The following is an 18,527-nucleotide window of genomic DNA, read 5'->3' as shown; positions in this document are numbered from 1 at the left end:
GATTATCAAGATCGGCTAACGCGTACCTGTCTAGGCACATCGCGCGGCGAGATGCAGAACGTTATCCTGCACCTTCGAGGTCAGGACAAAGTCGGTGTGGTGGGCCTTTGACTCGCCGCCGGCCAAGATTTCCTGCGCAAGGGTCGACAAGGGCGGCGAGCTGTTGGGTAAGGGCGGTCTCGCCGAGGACCCCCTGTCCATAGACGCTATCCGACGCGGATTTGACATTTTGCTTTTCTTTCTTCGTTCCATCGATCGCGGTGCCATCCACGAAATGAAGGTCGGTCGGCGGCTCCCGGCCCGCAACGAAGGAGCTTCAAAACTCGTGCCAATTTGGCCGGCCCAGCAGAAGAAAAAAATTGTGATTGCTTTTCACTGGCTTAGCCTGAGGCCAGACAAGAGCTCGGCGAAATAGGCCGGCGTCGCGGACCAACAAAGGCGACAGAACAGTGTCGGATAGTACGCGCTGGGCGACCTTTCGGTCGGGCTTGCGACATTCTGGTCCAGTTTCGAACATAAGGGGCGGCAAACAGACACGATTGGGGAATTCGATCCTCACGGAGTCAGGGCGCTTGCTCGAGAGCGCGCGTTCATGGTTGCTGCGACAGGCGCATGTTCGCGAAAGCCGAGCCTGCGCACGCAAGAACACGTTTGCGGCAAACGCTATGAAATCGCTGCAGTGCCCGCCGGTGTGAGGTAGGGCATCGGCTCGGCTTTCGGTTCGTCTTTGTCCAGCCGGTGCGGAAGCAGCCGCATATCCGCACCATACAGCACCCTTGTCGAGCGTGCTGACGAGGCGGTTATAGGGCGCGCCCGGTCTTGAAGACACGGTCCTTCCAAGAAAAAGGATCGCTCCAAAAGCATCTCTATTTGAAATGGCACGCCGCTTGCTGCTCCTGGTCAGAGCCCATCAAAACACGATGAAAGCGACTTGCGCCATGCCCGACACGCGAAGCTCTAGACCGTGGCCTGAGGAGACGGTGCCTGTTCCCGCTGAACATCGGTACATCATCTCCTCCGGAGGTCCCTCCTCGGCAGCCGCTTTGCGCATGGCTGGTCCGATGCCGGCACGCCAACACATGGCGCTCGCGCAATTGCCGTTTACCGGTTCTGATCAGCATGTGAGTGCCCAAGAGCCCCATCAAAGAGCCACCGAAGCCAAGGTCGGCGGGTCACTGGCAAACTTCGACAATACGCCGAACCAGCTCAGTAACGCGGGTCTCTTGCGTGAAGTCCCATTTGAGGCCTCCACACGCGTTCGATATTGGCTACTTCGGGCCCGCTATCACTTTGTCCCGGGCACGAGCGCAAGCGATGGATGCCGCTTCCGGCGCCATAGCCGTGGAAAGATTGCCCCAGCGGCTCGACAGCCTCCACTTGCTCAGATCGATGGCGTTCGAGTGACGAAGACCAGCAGCCAAGACGTTCCCCTACATCGGGATGGAAAAAGGAGGGTGCGAGCCGCGAGGGCCTCATTTCATGCCCGGCATACGAGCCTTTGCTCGGTATTGCGCCAGCCTCTGCCAGAATCCGGCGCGCCAGTTTTTTCCTGAGGAGCAAGTTGATGACCGTTCAAAAGAAGGTTCCCTTCGTCACCTTTCTCACGCGTGTTCGCGATGAGTCAGTCCAGGGCCCAAATCCATATCGCTGGGAAGAAAAGACATCTGACGACTACTTTGCCGGCAAGCGCGTCATCCTGTTCTCGCTGCCTGGCGCCTTCACTCCGACCTGCTCGACCTACCAACTGCCCAATTTCGAAGAGCTCTATGATGAGTTTGAGAAGGAGGGAATTGACGCGATTTATTGCGTCTCCGTCAACGATGCCTTCGTCATGAATGCGTGGGGGAAGTCCTTGGGCCTGCAGAAGGTCGAGCTCATCCCCGATGGCTCAGGCGAGTTCACACGCAAGATGGGCATGCTGGTCGCCAAGGACAATCTCGGCTTCGGGATGCGCTCCTGGCGCTACGCCGCCCTGATCAACAATGGCGTGGTGGAGCACTGGTTCGAGGAGGAAGGTTTCTCCGACAACTGCGAGGCCGACCCCTATGGCGTCTCGTCCCCGCAAAACGTTCTCGAAACGCTGAAAGCCGCCGCATGACCTAGAATACGTCTCACTGGTGCCATTGCCGGCCCCAAGAGGCTCCTCGACAGGATTATCGCGCTCACCATGCAATCCTCAGCAAGCCTGCTTCAGCGCCAGAAGCAATCCATGGTCGCATCGCCTCAACTCATTGAGTCGATTCGCCTGCTGCAACTGGCGCATACTGAACTGCATCAGTTCGTGGAGCGGGAAATCGAGAAGAACCCGCTTTTGGAATCTGCATCAAGCGATGGCGGGCCTTTTGACGACGTTTCGATTTCGGGAGCGGATCAGCCTGTCGGCCCTGGCGCAAACGCCGTTGAAGGACCGACCGGGGCAGGGTCGCCTGAACGGCTCGGGCAATGGAAATCACTTGGCAACACGACCAACAACCCGCCGGGCAATGGCCCTTCCCTCGACGAGTTTGCCACCCTCGCCGAAACATTGCACGACCATGTCGCTCGTCAGATCGCCCTCACTGCGTTCACACCACAGGAGCGGCTGATCGCTGGCCAGCTTGCCGCCGATCTGGAAGACACTGGCTATATTCGGGCAAACCTTTTGGAGCTGGCCGAGAGCCTGAATGTCCGTGAGGCTGTTGTGGAACGGGTTCTCGGAACCTTGCAGCAATTTGATCCACCGGGAGTTTTTGCGCGAAGTCTCAGAGAATGCCTCGAGATCCAGTTGCGCCAGCGAAACCGGCTCGACCCGGCAATGGCAGCTTTGGTTGCCCATCTTGAAAAGCTTGCGCGACGGGATTTTGAGGCACTGAAGCAGCATTGCGGCGTCGATGAAGAAGACCTTCTCGACATGATGGATGAGATTCGGGCGCTCGATCCCAAGCCTGGGAACCGATTCCAATCCGGTGCGTCTGAATCAATCATACCCGATGTCTGGGTCACGCCCTCACCGCAAGGCGGGTGGCAGATCGAACTTGATCCCGCCACGCTGCCAAAGCTGCTGATCAACCAAAGCTACTATGCCGAAGTCTCGCGTCAAACTGCCCAAAATTCGAAAGATCAAGCATTTCTCGACGAATGCTTGCAAAACGCGAACTGGCTAATCCGCAGCCTCGATCAGCGCGCCAAGACGATTGTTAAGGTTGCGGCTGAAATCGTGCGTCAGCAGGATGCCTTTTTGGAACATGGCGTCGCCCACCTGCGGCCTCTCAATCTTAGAACCGTCGCTGACGCGATCGGCGTGCACGAGTCGACGGTAAGCCGGGTGACCTCGAACAAGTACATGCTTACCCCGCGCGGAGTCTTTGAACTGAAGTATTTTTTCACCGTCGCGATCGCGTCCTGCCAAGGCGGCGATGCGCACTCCGCCGAAGCTGTCCGGCATCGGATCAAAGCGATGATTGCCGCAGAATCTCCCGGCGACGTGCTTTCCGACGAGGACATCGCTGCCCGGCTGAAGGAAACCGGCATCGATGTTGCACGCCGCACCGTCACAAAATATCGCGAAGCAATGAACATCCCCTCCTCCGTGCAACGCCGCCGGCAAATGCGCTTGTGTTTTTAAATTTGGGTCAAGGCAGCCAACATCACGTTGCATTGCATCAAAGTGGAGACTTCGTTCATGACCCAATCCGCGGCAGGCGTCGTGGACGCTGTTCTGCACGACTCAGAAAAGCCCGCCCCACCGTCTGGTCCCGCATGGGGTGCGGTCATTTCGCTTTCCTTGGGTACCTTCGGGCTGGTGACGGCAGAGTTTCTTCCTGTCAGCCTGCTCACGCCGCTCGCGCACGATCTCGGTATCACCGAGGGAGCGGCTGGACAGGCGATGACGGCGACCGCTATGGTCGCGGCCATTTCGGCGCCAACGGTGGCCATCATCACAAAGCGCCTGGACCGCAGGATCGTCATGTGGACGATGACGCTGCTGCTGATACTGTCGGACGTTCTGGCGGCTGGCGCGTGGTCACTGGCGGTTCTCCTCACTGCACGCGTTGTGCTCGGCATAGCGCTCGGCGGCTTCTGGTCGATGTCGGCAGCACTGGCGATGCGGCTCGTTCCAAGCCACCTCCTGCCGCGCGCCATGTCGGTCATCCTCACCGGCGTTTCCGTGGCTACCGTTTGCGCAGCTCCAATCGGCGCTTATGTCGGCGATATCTGGGGATGGCGAAGCGCCTTCATGCTCGCCGCAGCCGGCGGCGCCGCTACACTGCTGGTGCAACTCATAACCATTCCGAGACTGCCTCCGATTGGAGTGGCTAGCGTCCGCAGCCTGCTGGATGTGGCTAAGATTCCGATGGTCAAGGTTGCGCTTTTAGTCGTCCTGCTGGTCGCTTCCGGCCACTTCGCCGGAATCACCTATATCCGCGCCTTCCTCGAGAAGATTCCCGCGCTGGATGTCGAAACGATCTCGCTTGTGTTGCTTGCTTTTGGCATCGGCGGATTCTTCGGCAATTTGGCCGGCGGGCTTCTGGCCGAGTACAGTCTCAAGGCAGTCGCGGCCCTTGCACCGCTGCTCATAGCGATAGCCGCTGTTTCGCTGCTGACGGCGGGAGCATCGGCCTTGGCCTCGGCGATTGCGGTTGCCGCGTGGGGCTTTGCCTTCGGCGCGGTGCCGGTAGGATTGCAGACGTGGATGGTGCGGCGGGCCGTCCCCGAGCACGCCGAAAGCGCCGGTGTGCTGATGGTCGTAGCGTTCCAAGTGGCAATCGCAGCCGGCGCGATTTTCGGCGGACTATTGGTGGACAATGCCGGGATTACCAGTGCCATTGCCTACAGTGCTGTTGCCACGTTCGTCGCCGCCCTGACAGTGTTCCTGCTTGGCCCGAAGCGCGAAACCTAGACCGCCTGACAGAAGAGGCCTCAGCAGCGCAGCGGGACGAGAGATCCAATCGGCACGGCGCGGCGCGATCCTCCGCATGATTACGCATGGACCAGCGCAAGCGCCTGGCCGGCTTCACCTCCGGGCAATGGCGACCTTCGCCGCCAGACACGCGAACCTCGCCGGCACCGATTTCCATTTGGCGACGATGAGCGCTGCCAGCGCGATGGAACCCTCGCTGGCGGTCATATCCTTCGACAACCCGGCATTCTGGGCGAGCGACAGCTACGCGCCGGCCATGCCCGTCAGAACGCCGGTGAAGATGCCGCACGATAGCGCAGACAAGTCGCGAAATGCCAGTGGTGTCAACGGCGGCCGGATTGTCGTCGACCGCGCGAAGCCCTACGCCGACGCGGGTGCTAAACAGCACCAACCAGCTAGATTCCATCAGGACGCGACATAGACCAGCAGTGAATGGCCGGTAGATCAGCTCGGGATAGACCAGCCGCAGCGCCGGCACGCCGCGCACCCCTTCGGCGCTGGGCACAACGATCGAATCGCGAGTCTTCAGCCAAATGGATGCCTCGTCAATGAAACATCCCCACGAGCTTGTGCAGCTGCCGCAGACGCGGCGCTGGCTTAGGTGATTGTGCCATGTGGATGCGCATCCGAACGCTTCGCTCGCCAGGCGCGGTTGCGGAGAATGTCGGAATAAGGTGAGCTATCGAAAGCCGACATTGCCCTCTCCATTTGGCCCGTTGGCGCAGGGCCAAGGACTCGCCGCTAATTTACCGCTCGTGGCATCAATCAACAAGCTCAAGGATGAGGTGGATAGGCAACTGATCTGCTGGCCAGCCTACACAGCACGTTCAATAGCCTCGCGCGGGCGGCGGCAAGCGCCGGTTGGCTAAAATGGTCCCTGTGCCTCAGGACGATGGCCTCGGCCGTGAGTTCCGGTGTCCCGTAGTCCATCACCTCCGCGAATCGTTCGGTCTGATTGAGAGCACAGTATTCGAGGGCGGCAATCTCGCCCTCCCTCTCTATCTTTGGCCGCATAGCGATTCTTGCGGCTCACTTTCCGTCCGTTGAGCCGACGCAGTTCCTCAACCGCGTGCACCATGGCCCAGCAATCGTGTTCAACCGTACCTGGGGCATGCCTTGCAGAGAACGAAGCCAGCCGACGGAGAGCAGCTCTCTCAACGGTCTCAGATGTCCGACGGGCGTTGATCGCCATCTGTCGCCGCGCGTCCTGATCGGTGCTGCTCGCAATTCGGGCGAGCGCCTTGGTTTCTTCGTCAGTCATGCACTATCCTCCATCAAGATATTTCGATACAACTCGACCACACAGGCGTAGCGACCCACCAGGAGTCTCAGTTGCGCGGTCGCGCGATCCGGTTTCGTTGTCGCTCTCCCGTCGATGATGTTCACTGTGCCGCGCTTGCCGATGGATGCGCTGCCTTCCATGCTTTCGTCGAATTGATAGTCTCGGGTACCGTCGTGTAAGAGGCCGTTGCCAAGTCCGGTAATAGCGCTGGTCGTGGCGATCTTGGTGATGTGCACCGTATTACGCAGGTTTCGGAGTTGGGTGAGAGAACCTTTTAAGGGCGCGGTTACGATGGCCCCGGCAACCTCGATCCGCCATTGGAATGTTCTCTTTTCCATCTTGTCGTTACGGATAACGCCGTGAAGAATGCAGTCGCCAAGCAGCGCTTCGCAAATCGATCCGCAGTCGATCACCTGTGTCCTCACAAGGCGATCACTGGAATAACGGGGTCAAAGCACGCAATGGCAGGCACAGCCTACTTAGCCGCCAATGGCCTCCCCGGCGGGCCATGCGCGATAGACTCGTCACCGTCGACCAAGAGTCCAAGGGTAGAGCCAGCGCTTCCAAACGTGGTCTTCGCCAGAGCGCGACGGAGCGCATTGTAGTCACGTGGGAAAATTCATCATTGTAGAGTTCATCCGTGTTCTTGATGTCGGCACGGCTGAATGCCACGATGCTATTAATAGCCGCTTTGCCCAAACTGATGCTGGAATGTGGTGAGGTCTCCCCCTCGCCTGTGATCCCGACACCGTAAGCAGTATCGGCTATATGTTGCAATATGTGTCGCTCGTCTCGTTTCATTGGCAGTACTACCAACTGATAAGGACATTCCATCACCTGTTTTCGTGCACGGAGCATGACAAAGATGACGGCAATTAAGTTGACTGGCCGCGTCATCGATTGGGACCACGAGGAGTGTGACGAAGTCGCGATCAAGCCCGAGGAAGCGGGGGATTTCGAGGCTAACGGCTATTTCGTCGTGACCGTCGGGAACAGCATTCTTGCAATCCGAGCGGCGAAGCCGAATGACGGTGATATCCAGATCCAGCCGAAATCCGACATGCACGGACGCTTCGCCTCGGCCGGAGGCCACACGAATTATGGCTTTAGCGGCTATTTCAAAGGATTGTCTATCTCGCGGGGAAGAGAAAGGCGCTAGTCGACTGGTGGACCCTGTTCCCCGGCAAGGAACACCACTACGCAGCGCAGCAGGATAGGGGGAAAGCGGAAGCTGCCATTCGCGAGATCATAGAGACGCGGGCAGGGAACGAAGTCGCTAAGGTGAAGGGCGGCTACGCGTTTGATGCCGAGCAGGGTGATGGGTCATATCTTCGCCTAGCGGCGCTCATCGGACAGAATCCGAGAAACATCGGTCTGATCCTCAGAAACGGAAAGGAGGATGGGCTTATCGACAGCGGATTGATCTCGAAGGCCGGGATTGTCGTGCAAACCCGCGGCGTTCGGCCCGAAGATGATAACGCGGCATAATAATTCAAACTAAAATGTGGTGGATGGTCCTTCCTCCGCTATAGTCGCTGCGCTTAGGGCAGGTGCGAATCGCGATCAGGGGCGACTAGGGGTTTGGTATTCGATCCACAACGGGGCTATGCGGGTGCCTCTCCAGGTCAGAATCTAGGGAGCTTGCTTGATCGCCTAACCGCGCGCGATCTTCAGATTATTGTCGGCCCACGCGTGCTTCCACTCCTTCCATTGGCGTCTAAAGGCGATCGGTCCTCCCTCATAGCTGCGGCCGAGCGAGCTTTGCAGGACCGCGCGCAGCAATCTATCGCAGATACTGAGACGAGGAAGACCCTGCTACGCAATCTCGACCCTGGCAAACTAGAAGAATTGAAGACGCGATTAAGCCAAGGTGGGGTCGACGTCGCCGCGGACGAACACGATATCAGGGATCTCGCAACTCCTCGGCCCTGGGCTATTGCTAGCGGATTTCTCGGTCTGCAGGGCGAGGATGCAGCCGTTGGAACGACGGCGCTGCACCGCCAACAGGTTCAGCCGTCCTTCTCGCTCTTTGCGCATCAGCGGTCAGTGGTCCGACGCGCCTATGTGCGGGTGAGTGGCGGATATGGCCGCACCCTCATTCACATGCCGACAGGCTCGGGTAAGACGCGAACTGCGATGCACCTGGTTTCCCGAGCACTGAATGAATTTGAGCCGGGCATCGTTGTCTGGCTCGCCACCAGCCGTGAACTTTTGGAGCAAGCCGCCGAAACATTTGAGGCGGCTTGGTCGTCAATGGGCAACCGTGATCTGGAGCTCCGTCGTTTCTGGGGCGCTCGCACGCCAGCGCCAGACGATATGGCCGATGGTATTCTCATCGCTGGGCTCGCCAAATTACATTCTTGGCGCGAGCGCGACGGCTTGGCTTTCCTGAAGCTGGCGGCCAAGGTCCGCCTGGTCATCATGGATGAGGCCCATCAGGCCGTGGCGCCGACCTACCGGGACGTCGTCGAAGGTTTATGTGGCGCTGGAGGTGAAGGCGCCTTGCTCGGCTTGACCGCCACGCCAGGTCGGTCCTGGAATGACATGGGTGCCGACGAGGCGCTGTCGGATTTCTTCGGTGGTTCGAAGGTCGTGCTGGAGATCGGCGACGATCCAAATCCCGTCAAATACCTACTGGATAACGGCTATTTGGCTCGGCCTGCCTTTCAACAGATCGAGTACTCACCCGTCATTCGTCCGTCTCCGGCTGAGCTGAAGAAGTTGGCGAGGTTTGATGATTATGCCGATGAGACTTTGGACAAGCTCGCTGCAGACACGGCCCGGAACCTTGCGATCCTTGATGCGGCCAAAGGACTGATCGATCGCGGACATATGCGGATCATCTTGTTTGCGGTCAGTGTCGAACACGCTCAGGACATGGCTAGCGGTCTGGCGGCGCATGGTGTCATGTCCGCCGTTGTGTCAGGCGAAACTCCTAACGCCAAGCGGACTTCGATCCTGAAGACCTTTAAGGGTGCAACCTTCCGGCCACAGATACTTTGCAATTTTGGCGTCCTCACCACTGGCTTCGATGCTCCGCGCACAAGCGCGGCCATCATCGCGCGGCCGACTAAATCGCTTGTGCTCTATAGCCAAATGGTCGGCCGGGCCACCCGCGGCCCCAAGGCTGGCGGCAACGATACCTGCGAAATCCTCACTGTCCACGATCCCGCCTATCCTGGGTTCGGAGACATTGCCGAGGCATTCTTTAACTGGGAGGACGTCTGGCATGGCGACTGACGAGACGACGATTGAAGACGCGTCCTTCATACCCGCCGATCTCGCGATCCAAGCGATGCGCGACAGCGGCTACAAAAACACCGCCTATGCTCTAGCGGAACTGATCGACAACTCTGTGCAGGCCGAAGCCAAGAGCATTGAGATCATCTGCATCGAAGAGCTGGTGCAACTAGCCGACCGCAAGCGCAAACGCTTGACCAAGATCGCGGTGCTCGACGACGGGCTGGGCATGAATGCGTCAGTGCTTCGGAAAGCACTGCAATTCGGCAACGGGACCCGCCTGAACGACCGCTCGGGCATCGGTCGCTTCGGCATGGGCCTTCCAAATGCTTCCATTTCACAGGCTGGACGGCTCGATGTTTGGAGCTGGGAGAACGGGCCCGATAATGCCCTACACAGCTTCCTCGATGTTCAGGAGATTCGAGACCGGCTGCGCAGGGATGTGCCCATCCCGCAACCGTCTGCGGTTCCGGCTGAATGGCGTGATAGAGCGTTGAGCTTAGGACATAGCGGCACATTGGTCGTCTGGACCAAGCTTAGTCCGGACAGGCTCACCTGGAAGGGCGCCAAGGCCACATTGAAGAACACCGGCTGGCTACTCGGACGCATCCACCGCCGGTTTGTCGGTGACCAAAGTCTCAGTATCCGGCTAGCGGGCGGCGAGGACGGCTATCTGGAGTCCGATGCGGTCACGATCAACGATCCAATGTACCTGATCGCGGCGCCGACCATGCTGCCGCCGTTCAACAAAGAACCCATGTTCAAGGACGTATTTAGCGTTCCGGTGACGGTGGAGGTCAATGAGAAGACCTATCAGGTCCAGACTCGCTACTCGGTCGCCAAGGACATTACGCTTGATCTCGCGGGCTCGGTGAACCGCGGCGACACCGCCTACGGGAAGGATGCGGCTAGCAATATTGGCGTCTCGGTAATGCGCGAGGGCCGGGAGCTAATGCTCGACCGATCCTGGACGATTCAGTACGACCCGCGTGATCGCTGGTGGGGATGCGAGGTCGAATTTCCCGCGGCCCTCGACGAAATCTTCGGCGTCACCAACAATAAGCAGGCGGCAACAGTCTTCAACGAGCTTTCCGGCCTCGATTGGAAGGATCTCGCTGATCCTGGTGAAACCATGCCGGAGGTCGTTGCACGCCTCAAGGATGAGGGCGATCCAAAGGGGGTGCTCCTTCACCTCAGCGAAACTATCAAGCATAACCTCGCCCAGCTTCGAAGCACGATTAAGATCCAGGCCAAAGGCACCCGAAAGGGCGGCAAACGACACACCGACGGCGACCCAACCGAAGAGGCCAACAAGCGCTGGAAGCAGCGGGACGAGACCAACCCGATTCCCGATGGGGATACCAAACCGTCGACCGATGATCTGAATGAGCTTTCGGGAGATCTGACCGAGCACGGGCGCAATGCCGAAGACACGTCGGAAATCGTCGCCCGTGTCGTATCCGGCGACCTGAAGGTCGTCTTCATCGACAAAGCCCTTGGGGGGTCGTCCGAGCTCTTCACCGTCGTCGCTCGTGGGCCACTCACCGAGGTAGTCTTTAACCGCCGACATCCCGCCTTCGATATGATCTTCGATACGGTCTCTGCCGATGACGACCTTGACGCGCTGTCCAGCACCGAACTGCAGGATCGCCTGCTGAAGGCCGGCCAAGCCGTCCAGCTTCTCTTCGCCGCTTGGGCGCGCATGGAGCGCGAAGATCCGCCAAACCAGGCGCGCTATGAAAGGGTCCGCGAGAGCTGGGGCAAACTTGCGCGCGACTTCCTTGATCCTGTCGACATTTCCGGCCTTGACTGATGCGTCGAGATGGCGATCTACGCGTCGCGCATTTGGCGCGAGCAAAAAGGAGCGTCTTACTCTGTGCGCCCTTCATCAAGCTCGGCGTGGTGAAACGCTTGTTGGACGCCATTGATCCCGATGTCGCAGTGGAAATCGTCACCCGGTGGCATGCTGAGGAGATCGCGGCCGGCGTTAGCGACTTGGCCGTCTTCGACATCGCCGCCAGCCGATCCGGCGTGACGCTGCGGCTTCTCGATAACCTGCACGCCAAACTTTATGCCTCCGACGATCTGCTGCTTGCGGGGTCTGCAAACCTGACTGCGACGGCACTTGGCTGGTGCAACGATCCCAACCTTGAATTGCTCATGCCGGTACCGTCAAACGACGAGGCGGTCCTACGGTGTCGGGCGGGACTATCCGGAGCGCGCTTGGCAACAGCCGAGGAACGCGCAGCCATTCAAGCCGTCGTAGATGTTTTGCAACGACCTCCTCTTCCTGACGCGAAGACAGTTGACGACGCGCTGGCCCGACCGTGGCTCCCGAAGCTAGCGGCTCCCGAACGATTGTTCACCGCCTATATGCCTTCCGGCCGAGAAAGGTTGACGTCGTCGGCTATCGAAGCCGCCGACCATGACCTTCAAGCGCTGGCCATCGAGCCCCAGCTGAACGAACCGACATTCCGGACGCAGGTTGCTGATCGGTTTTCCACCATGCCTGCCGTTAGCGCCATTTTGAAAGCGGCTCAGAGCGACTTGTCGGATGCGGCCGCTGCTGATTTGATCCAAACGCTTGTTGGAACTTCCGACATGAGTGCAGTGGCGCGTTGGCAAATCGTTCGCGAATGGCTGACGTACTTCTTACGCGACAAATACGAGATCGCGCCACAGTCCTTCGTCACGCGCCTGCGGCCGGGTGCCGGTCGCGAATAGACGTTCCTATCAGCGGCTCAGCATTCCGGCTGGTCCACCGGATCATGGCTACCTATTTGTGGCATACCACGCAGCCTGCCGAGGATTCGTCGATGCCATAGTAGTCATCAACGGTCAGGGTCTTGTCACCTGCCAGCGGATTAACGCGACGCCGCGCTAGGAGGCGCGCGCGCCGCTGCTCGAACTCGACTTCGACCGCTTCGATGCGATCAGGCTGTTCAAGGTCGATAAGACTCTCGCCCTGACTCCAGGTGAATGGTGAACCGTGCTCAAGCGCCGTTTTTTCGTAGCGCTTGGCATCCTCGTAAGCGTCGGGATGCTCACGTTTCAGCCGCACCCACTCGATCTTCTGCTGAAAGAAGCAAAAGGTGCAACCCGACCGTGTCCGCCACTGATAATATTCCGGCTCGCCGACGCCGGCACTCTCCAGCATGTCGGTCACGCCGGCCCGATCGATACCGGCTTCGCGCAAGGGAAAATGCACCACCATGTTGCCGTTCGTCGCCTGGTAGCCCTCACGGTTCGGTTCGTCGGCGCGGATCGCGACATAGGAATGGACGATAACGCCAGCTTCGAGATCATCCTTGAGCCAGTGCTCTAAAGGCCGCAGCTTCAGCTGACGGGTACACCAGCGCGTGCGCGGCGACGGAAGGAAATGCTTGTATTCCTTCAGCCAAAAATCGAAATCCCTATCCGGATTAAGCCGCGTAATCGGCCGTCCCAGAAAACCTTCAAGACGGTCCAGAAAAGAGTAGACCTCGGCCAGTTCCTTGCCGGTGTCGGTGAAGAAATACTCCAAATCCAGATCGGGCCGGGTCTGCCGCATATGGACCGCCAAGGCGGCGCTATCTCGTCCACCCGAAATGCCGAGAATATGACGCTCGCGAATATCGGTCATGCAGCCTCCGTTGCTTCCTCGACAGATAACCGCTCGACGATCCGCGCTAGCGCCGCCAACTCGATAGTCGACCGCAAATTGCGTCCGCGCATTCGCCGCAGGAAGTCATCGGCCAGCTTCTCGGCTTGCGCGAGCTCCTTGTCTGTCACTTCAAATGTATGGAAAACCGGCTGCTCCCTCGGATTAAGGCCGACCATCACCGAGATAGCCTGCGATGTTGGCGCCCTACCCTTCACCCCCGCAAAGGTCTCCGCTTCGCGGAAGCGGCGCGAGAGTTTGGCTAGTTCGAACAGAGCCTGCTCATGCTCACGGTCGGACCAATTGCGCGGTGGCTTATGCACCAGCAGGCTCGCCAGACCCTCAATATCGCCCGCGTTGGCCTCAAAGGCGCCGGCGCGCATGGCAAAGGCGTCCAGCCGCAGATCGGCCGTAACCCCGGCGGCGGTAACCGCTCGGATGCCCAGTCCTTCGAACGTGTCAACCTCGACACCGAGGTGATCGGCGACCGCACCCTTCAGCGCTGCGAGCATGGCGGGATAGGCGGCCTCGGAAGCCGCCAACGCTTTGGCGACGGCGACGGCTGGATCGACTTCATCCTTCAGAACCTCAGCGAGATCGGCAAATAACAATGCTTCTGGATCTTTCGCCTTCAAAATGACGTCGCGCACCCGCGTCACAGCAGGCGGCAAGCTCACAGTCCGCTGCGCCCATGTCGGAAGCGCGTGGAAGCGCTGATAGAGCGCCGATGCAACCGGCAACGCCTCGGCTTCAACCGCCTCACCACTCTGGGAGAGCAGGGTGGCGAGCTGCAGAATGAAAGCATCATCCTTCTTCGAGCGCACAACGCGCCGGAACTCGATCGCCTTGGGTTCCTGGAGCATCCGATCGACGAAGACGTCGTCGATTAAAGCTTGGTACAGCCCATCGAGATAGACGGCGATCGTGGCGCGGTGCGTAATGAGAAAGGCCAGGATCAAGATCGGCATAACCCCGCGCTTGAGGCCATAGGGTCGCTTGCTCCATTTGTCGTAGAGCTCGTCGAGCGGCAAGCGTCGAGCCGTGGCGAGCACCTTCCAGGCCGGGCGCAAACTCTTGCCGGCGGTTTCGCCGTCCGGGTCCTGGAACCGCCAAACACCAGCAGCATCCTGCCGATGAAGCCCGAGCGGCTTTAGAATCGTCAGGTAGAGACCTCGTTCCGCCGGAAATCCGCTGATACCCAAATCCGCTTCTCCGGATTTGGAGACCATGGCATGCGCCAAGGCCCGCAAGCCGGCCATGGCGCTAGTTGACGGACGATCCCGATAGAGCAACTCGCTTTGAATGACCGGCGCATCATAGAACGCCGTGCTGGCCACTGCCGACGCGACGATGCTGAGCGACCGCCCGTCGAGATCCTTATCGCGCTCGCCAAGCCGCCACCAGATCGCGGAGGCGAACGCGTCCAGCAATTCCCGCCGGACCGCATCAATGATCAGAGATCGGCGAGCGGACAACTCGCGACGGGCAATGCGGTCACCCTCCAATTGAGGGTGAGACGCCTCGATACGATCAACGGCGTAAAGGTCCGTCGCGTGCTCACGCAGCATGAAGATGTTCTTGGCCGTGGCCACGGCGGCAAGTATCCCGGCTTCCTCTAGCGCTTCGCCGAGCGCCTTCGCCGCCGTCGCCGGTTTGGCCTCGAAGGTATAGGCATCAGGCAGTAGCAAGATAAGCACACCGCTGGCGCGCCGCTTCGCCTTGGCCAAACGCGCAGCGATCGCCCTCGCCCAGGGCGTGCAGTCGCTGGGGACGTGTTCGCCAAACTGCAAAAGAACATCGAAGGTGCGCAGCGCGCCAGTTTCAAAGTAATGACGCTTCGCCGCGATCGGGCCGATCCCCAACCGAACCGGTAAATCCATTAGGGCGTCAGCTTCGAGCTTCTCACTCGCCAGACGCATCGCCTCATCGAGATCGAAGTCACTGCCGGCAAACAGGGCATAGCCGCCCAGGCGCGGTTGCCGGATCAAAATCGCCCGGGAGACCAGCTCCGCCAGCGCGGCATCAACCTCGGCGGTCGTTGCGGTGGACGCACACAAACGCAAAAAGTCGTCGGTGACCGACAGGCCAGAGCCGTTTCGGAAGAATTCGATTAGCGCGGCCGCCTTGGCCAGTCTGGCGCAGAGCGCACTCCGAAGCGCCGCCCGCTCAACTGCCTCCATCGCCAGCGTCATTCGGGCTCCGTCCGGACCGACCGACAATGCCGACCCGAAGTTAGCTATCAGATAGTCCCATAGCTGGTCCGGTCCGAACCAGGCGTCCGCCGCTCGGACGTCGGTCGCCGTTAAATGTGCCTGAAAGCCATGCGGTTCGGCCGACGACAGGAAGCCGAACACACTGCGCTCATTCTGCGCGAAACGCTGACGAGACACGGGTCCGAGCAAGAGCGCGGTGACCGGATGCAGCGGCCAGGCCTGCCGCAAGGCGTCCGCCAGACTGTCTGCATCAACCGGACGACGCGCTGAGACCGCCTCGGCCGTCTTCCGAGCCAGGACCTCGGCCGCAGCCGGTATACGATCGCTGGTGATCGCCCGCGCTAGGAGCGCCGCGATTTCGTCGGCCTGCGCCACGAAGGGCACGTTCTGAAAACGGCCCTGCACCTTGGCCCATTCATCGCGCGCTGTGCGATTGAGCTTCCCCGCATATTGCTCGAACGACTGGTGTAGCACACCGACGATTACCAGGCTGCCCTCCGAGCGGCTGGCGCGTTCGGCAAGATCCTGAAGCAGATGCACGTCGCCGCCTTCAGCTATTGCGTGCTCAAAGAACTTGCCAAGCTCATCAACAATAAGTAGGAGGCCGCCGCATTTTTTTGCCTCGTCTTCGAGCTGCGCTATCAAGGCGCGATCGTCCGCCTCGACCGCCGTCCGCGTGGCCTTCGTCCACTTGAACGCGTCCGTGGCCGCGGCGACTAGGTCGCCCGCAAGGCTAGCCCGGCGTCCCGTCAAGGCCAGGACGGCCCAATGCCCATCGTCGCAAGGGAACGCACGGCCGAATTGCGCGACGAGCTCTTCGCCCGCAATCTCTCGCGCGATCTTGCGCTGCTCGGGCGCGCCGGCCACGAGATTGGCCACGAGAAGCGCGGCGCATGACTTGCCGCCGCCATAGGGGCCGGTCCAGGTGAACGCCCGCTGACCGCCATCCGCGATACCGGCGATCATGGCCTCGAGGGACTTTCGCACGCTCGGCTGGAGAATATAGCCGGTCAACGGCGGTGTCCCCGTCAGGTCGGAATCGAGGCGCGCCGACAGGGCAAAGCGGCGCTCGACGCGAACGATCTTCGCGAGGGTCGTCATGCGGCCCTCCGATAGGGATAGCTGGAGGTAATAAGTGCGTTGTCGTCGATGGTGTCAAGTTTGCGGGTCATTGAGACCTGTCGAAGACCGGCGGTGTCGGTCCAAATGATCGCGCCGCTCGTAACGTCGCCAATCTTCGCCAGACGTGCCATGACGCTATCCTCATCAAGCTTGAACACCCGGCCAGGCGACCCTGCGCCATAGCTGGCCTGCTCGGCCGACAGAGTGGGCGCATCGGGATGCCACCGCGCCCAGAACCGCTTTAAGACCAGCGCGAAGACGCCATCCTGAAGGTTCGGCTTGGGGCCACGCACGAACTCGAACTGCCCTGATAGCCGAGATTCGCGGATCAAGGCTAATTCGGCCAGCAGCGGCTCAGCCGCATCCTCACCCGCGTCGCCAGAGCGCGGGGCATAGCTGCGCAAGAAGACCTCGACGTCGCGCTTCACTGTCTCCGCCGTCGCGCGCGCACCGCGCATCTTCGCCAGATCGTGGATCGCCTCGACCAAGCCCCCACGATCAAACACAGCCTGATTCAATGTATTAAAGGCGAAGAAGAACGTCGTCGACTGCTCCGGCGTCCCCGCAAGGGCAGCATGAACCAGCCAAAGCGTGCTCGGGTCTTCCAGAAAGGGATCGAGGCCCGCTCGATTGTCGAGCAGTAACCACGCCAAGTGTGTCGGGACGAGCGAGCCGTCCTCTTCCGCCAGCATCCCGGTCGCTATCGCCCAATGACGCATGGCGAGCGCCATATTCTTGCCGACACCAAACTGCGCGATCGCCGACTGTTCTTGAAACGTTCTGCGATCTGCCCCATGATATGCGACGGCGTCGAACGCCTTCTTCAGCCACAGCAGGCGAAGCGGGAAAGTTTCGTGGCCTGCAAACTGCAGGCGCAGATCAGAATCGGTGAGAACATCCCTCATGCGCGGACCTTACTGGAGGATTAGTCCAGTGCGCAAGGGTCATACGATAAACTGCGTCGGCGATCGCGGTCGCGGCGTAGTCGATTTGTGAGACGTCATTATATCGGCCACAATAGATACGAATAGTTTCGCGCATTTCGACTTCCGAAAACCCGATTGCAGCAAGCACATGAGACGCCTGGATTTGTCCACTTGTGCATGCAGATCCTTCTGACAAACAAACGGTATCCGCTAAAGCATCGATTAGAGATGGGGCGTCTACACCGAAGAGGCCCAAACTTAGACTTCCAGGTAACTGATGTTCGTTCGGTACGTTCGTTCGAAAGCGCACCTGACGCGCCTCCAGACCGGCAACAAGGCGGTCGGCCAGAGCGCGGACATGGACGCTATCCTGCTCCAGTCTGCTAGCCGCGACCTTCGCCGCAGCGCCAAAACCGGCGATCAGCGGCGTCGGCAGGGTCCCCGGACGAAGACCGGCCTCCTGCGCTCCGCCATGGAACAGCGGTCTTGGGCGATATTGCGCGGCCGCGGATATGAACAGTGCGCCGACACCCATCGGACCGTACATCTTATGCGATGAAATGCTGGCGGAATCGTAGTCGGCCACGTCCGTCGCGAGCTTGCCAGCGAGTTGAGCCGCATCGACATGGATCATCGCGCCGAGCGCCCGAACCATTGGAAGCACCGCACCTATCGGCTGGACCGTCCCAACTTCGTTGTTAGCGGCCATGACGGACACAAGAAGCGTCTGGTCTGACAGCAAACGCTCGAATGCTAGGATGTCGAGCCGACCATCCTTTCCTACCGGGCAGACCTGAACACTAAAACCGCGCTCCTCAAGACTTTTAGCTGCACTCAGCACACTCTTGTGCTCAATCGCCGAGATTATGATTTCACGACGCCCGTCGCCGGCGCGATCGGCCGCATCGGCGATCCCGAGGATTGCGATATTGTTGGACTCCGTCGCACCTGAGGTGAACACGATCTCCTGCGGGGCAGCCCCAACAAGGTTAGCCACTTCAACGCGGGCCTGCTCTACAGCGGCAGCCGCTTCAGTCCCGCGACGATGAGGAGAATGGGCGTTGGCTGCACGGCGGTGCCACCACGGCGCCATCGCGGCCTCCGCTTCCGGAGCCAGCGGCGATGTTGCGTGTCCATCTAAGTAAACAGGAAGAGTCGTTGTGTTTTCGCTCATGTGACTTCTCGATTCTGTAGCACCTTAGCG

The 18,527-nt window shown here is 59.9% G+C and carries 14 protein-coding genes and 1 pseudogene; 9 read left to right on the top strand and 6 right to left on the bottom strand.

Going from position 1 to position 18,527, the window contains the following annotated elements; translation table 11 throughout:
* Window positions 1–94 precede the first annotated feature (94 nt).
* The 4 genes from NKH42_RS16040 (at window position 95) to NKH42_RS16025 (ending at window position 4,879) form a co-directional block, all read left to right on the top strand.
* Window positions 95–415, top strand: coding sequence for a hypothetical protein (locus NKH42_RS16040; RefSeq protein WP_352974256.1), 321 nt, complete (start codon window positions 95–97; stop codon window positions 413–415).
* Between the two features lie 1,149 nt (window positions 416–1,564).
* A complete protein-coding gene (locus tag NKH42_RS16035) occupies window positions 1,565–2,098 on the top strand; it encodes a peroxiredoxin (protein ID WP_352472428.1) in 534 nt (177 codons plus the stop codon).
* A 69-nt stretch (window positions 2,099–2,167) separates the two neighbouring features.
* Window positions 2,168–3,604, top strand: a complete 1,437-nt coding sequence (rpoN, locus tag NKH42_RS16030) for an RNA polymerase factor sigma-54 (RefSeq protein ID WP_352974254.1) — start codon at window positions 2,168–2,170, stop codon at window positions 3,602–3,604.
* A gap of 57 nt (window positions 3,605–3,661) precedes the next feature.
* On the top strand, window positions 3,662–4,879 hold the full coding sequence (locus NKH42_RS16025; RefSeq protein ID WP_352974252.1) for an MFS transporter: 1,218 nt from the start codon (window positions 3,662–3,664) through the stop codon (window positions 4,877–4,879).
* 144 nt (window positions 4,880–5,023) lie between these two features.
* On the opposite strand, the pseudogene NKH42_RS31270 reads toward NKH42_RS16025, so the two are convergent.
* Window positions 5,024–5,393 (bottom strand): annotated as a pseudogene (locus tag NKH42_RS31270) (ABC transporter permease subunit); the annotation flags it as partial.
* A 764-nt stretch (window positions 5,394–6,157) separates the two neighbouring features.
* On the bottom strand, window positions 6,158–6,595 hold the full coding sequence (locus NKH42_RS16015) for a hypothetical protein (protein ID WP_352494986.1): 438 nt from the start codon (window positions 6,593–6,595) through the stop codon (window positions 6,158–6,160).
* 452 nt (window positions 6,596–7,047) lie between these two features.
* Between NKH42_RS16015 and NKH42_RS16010 the strand changes: the two genes are divergently transcribed.
* The 5 genes from NKH42_RS16010 to NKH42_RS15990 all read left to right on the top strand — a co-directional run bounded on the left by NKH42_RS16010 (window position 7,048) and on the right by NKH42_RS15990 (window position 12,146).
* Window positions 7,048–7,341 carry a hypothetical protein gene (locus NKH42_RS16010; RefSeq protein ID WP_352974250.1) on the top strand — a complete coding sequence of 98 codons (294 nt, stop codon included), beginning with the start codon at window positions 7,048–7,050 and terminating at the stop codon, window positions 7,339–7,341.
* Window positions 7,342–7,463: 122 nt separating this feature from the next.
* Window positions 7,464–7,670 (top strand): hypothetical protein, encoded by a 207-nt coding sequence (locus NKH42_RS16005; protein WP_352974249.1) that lies wholly within the window; start codon window positions 7,464–7,466, stop codon window positions 7,668–7,670.
* Between the two features lie 273 nt (window positions 7,671–7,943).
* Window positions 7,944–9,422: a DEAD/DEAH box helicase gene (locus NKH42_RS16000; protein WP_352494984.1), complete on the top strand. Its 1,479-nt coding sequence runs from the start codon at window positions 7,944–7,946 to the stop codon at window positions 9,420–9,422.
* Window positions 9,412–11,235 carry an ATP-binding protein gene (locus NKH42_RS15995; RefSeq protein WP_352974247.1) on the top strand — a complete coding sequence of 608 codons (1,824 nt, stop codon included), beginning with the start codon at window positions 9,412–9,414 and terminating at the stop codon, window positions 11,233–11,235. Before NKH42_RS16000 ends, NKH42_RS15995 begins: the two co-directional genes overlap by 11 nt.
* Window positions 11,235–12,146: a phospholipase D family protein gene (locus NKH42_RS15990; RefSeq protein WP_352974245.1), complete on the top strand. Its 912-nt coding sequence runs from the start codon at window positions 11,235–11,237 to the stop codon at window positions 12,144–12,146. Before NKH42_RS15995 ends, NKH42_RS15990 begins: the two co-directional genes overlap by 1 nt.
* A gap of 52 nt (window positions 12,147–12,198) precedes the next feature.
* Here the strand turns inward: NKH42_RS15990 and NKH42_RS15985 are convergent, their stop codons facing one another.
* Genes NKH42_RS15985 through NKH42_RS15970 form a run of 4 tightly spaced genes read right to left on the bottom strand, consistent with a single transcriptional unit; the run spans window position 12,199 to window position 18,497 of the window.
* Window positions 12,199–13,044, bottom strand: coding sequence for a phosphoadenosine phosphosulfate reductase domain-containing protein (locus tag NKH42_RS15985; RefSeq protein WP_352494981.1), 846 nt, complete (start codon window positions 13,042–13,044; stop codon window positions 12,199–12,201).
* Window positions 13,041–16,376 carry a hypothetical protein gene (locus NKH42_RS15980; protein ID WP_352494980.1) on the bottom strand — a complete coding sequence of 1,112 codons (3,336 nt, stop codon included), beginning with the start codon at window positions 16,374–16,376 and terminating at the stop codon, window positions 13,041–13,043. The genes NKH42_RS15985 and NKH42_RS15980 overlap by 4 nt, the downstream gene beginning before the upstream one ends.
* Window positions 16,373–17,302 carry a DUF4007 family protein gene (locus tag NKH42_RS15975; RefSeq protein ID WP_352503038.1) on the bottom strand — a complete coding sequence of 310 codons (930 nt, stop codon included), beginning with the start codon at window positions 17,300–17,302 and terminating at the stop codon, window positions 16,373–16,375. The genes NKH42_RS15980 and NKH42_RS15975 overlap by 4 nt, the downstream gene beginning before the upstream one ends.
* Window positions 17,277–18,497: a cysteine desulfurase family protein gene (locus tag NKH42_RS15970; RefSeq protein WP_352974243.1), complete on the bottom strand. Its 1,221-nt coding sequence runs from the start codon at window positions 18,495–18,497 to the stop codon at window positions 17,277–17,279. The genes NKH42_RS15975 and NKH42_RS15970 overlap by 26 nt, the downstream gene beginning before the upstream one ends.
* Between the last annotated feature and the right edge of the window lie 30 nt (window positions 18,498–18,527).

The organism is Mesorhizobium sp. M1142, from assembly GCF_040318565.1.
In the GTDB taxonomy this organism is placed as follows: Bacteria; Pseudomonadota; Alphaproteobacteria; order Rhizobiales; family Rhizobiaceae; genus Mesorhizobium.
The sequence above is the reverse complement of the archived record's forward strand: the minus strand, read 5'-3'. Positions and strand labels throughout refer to the sequence as shown.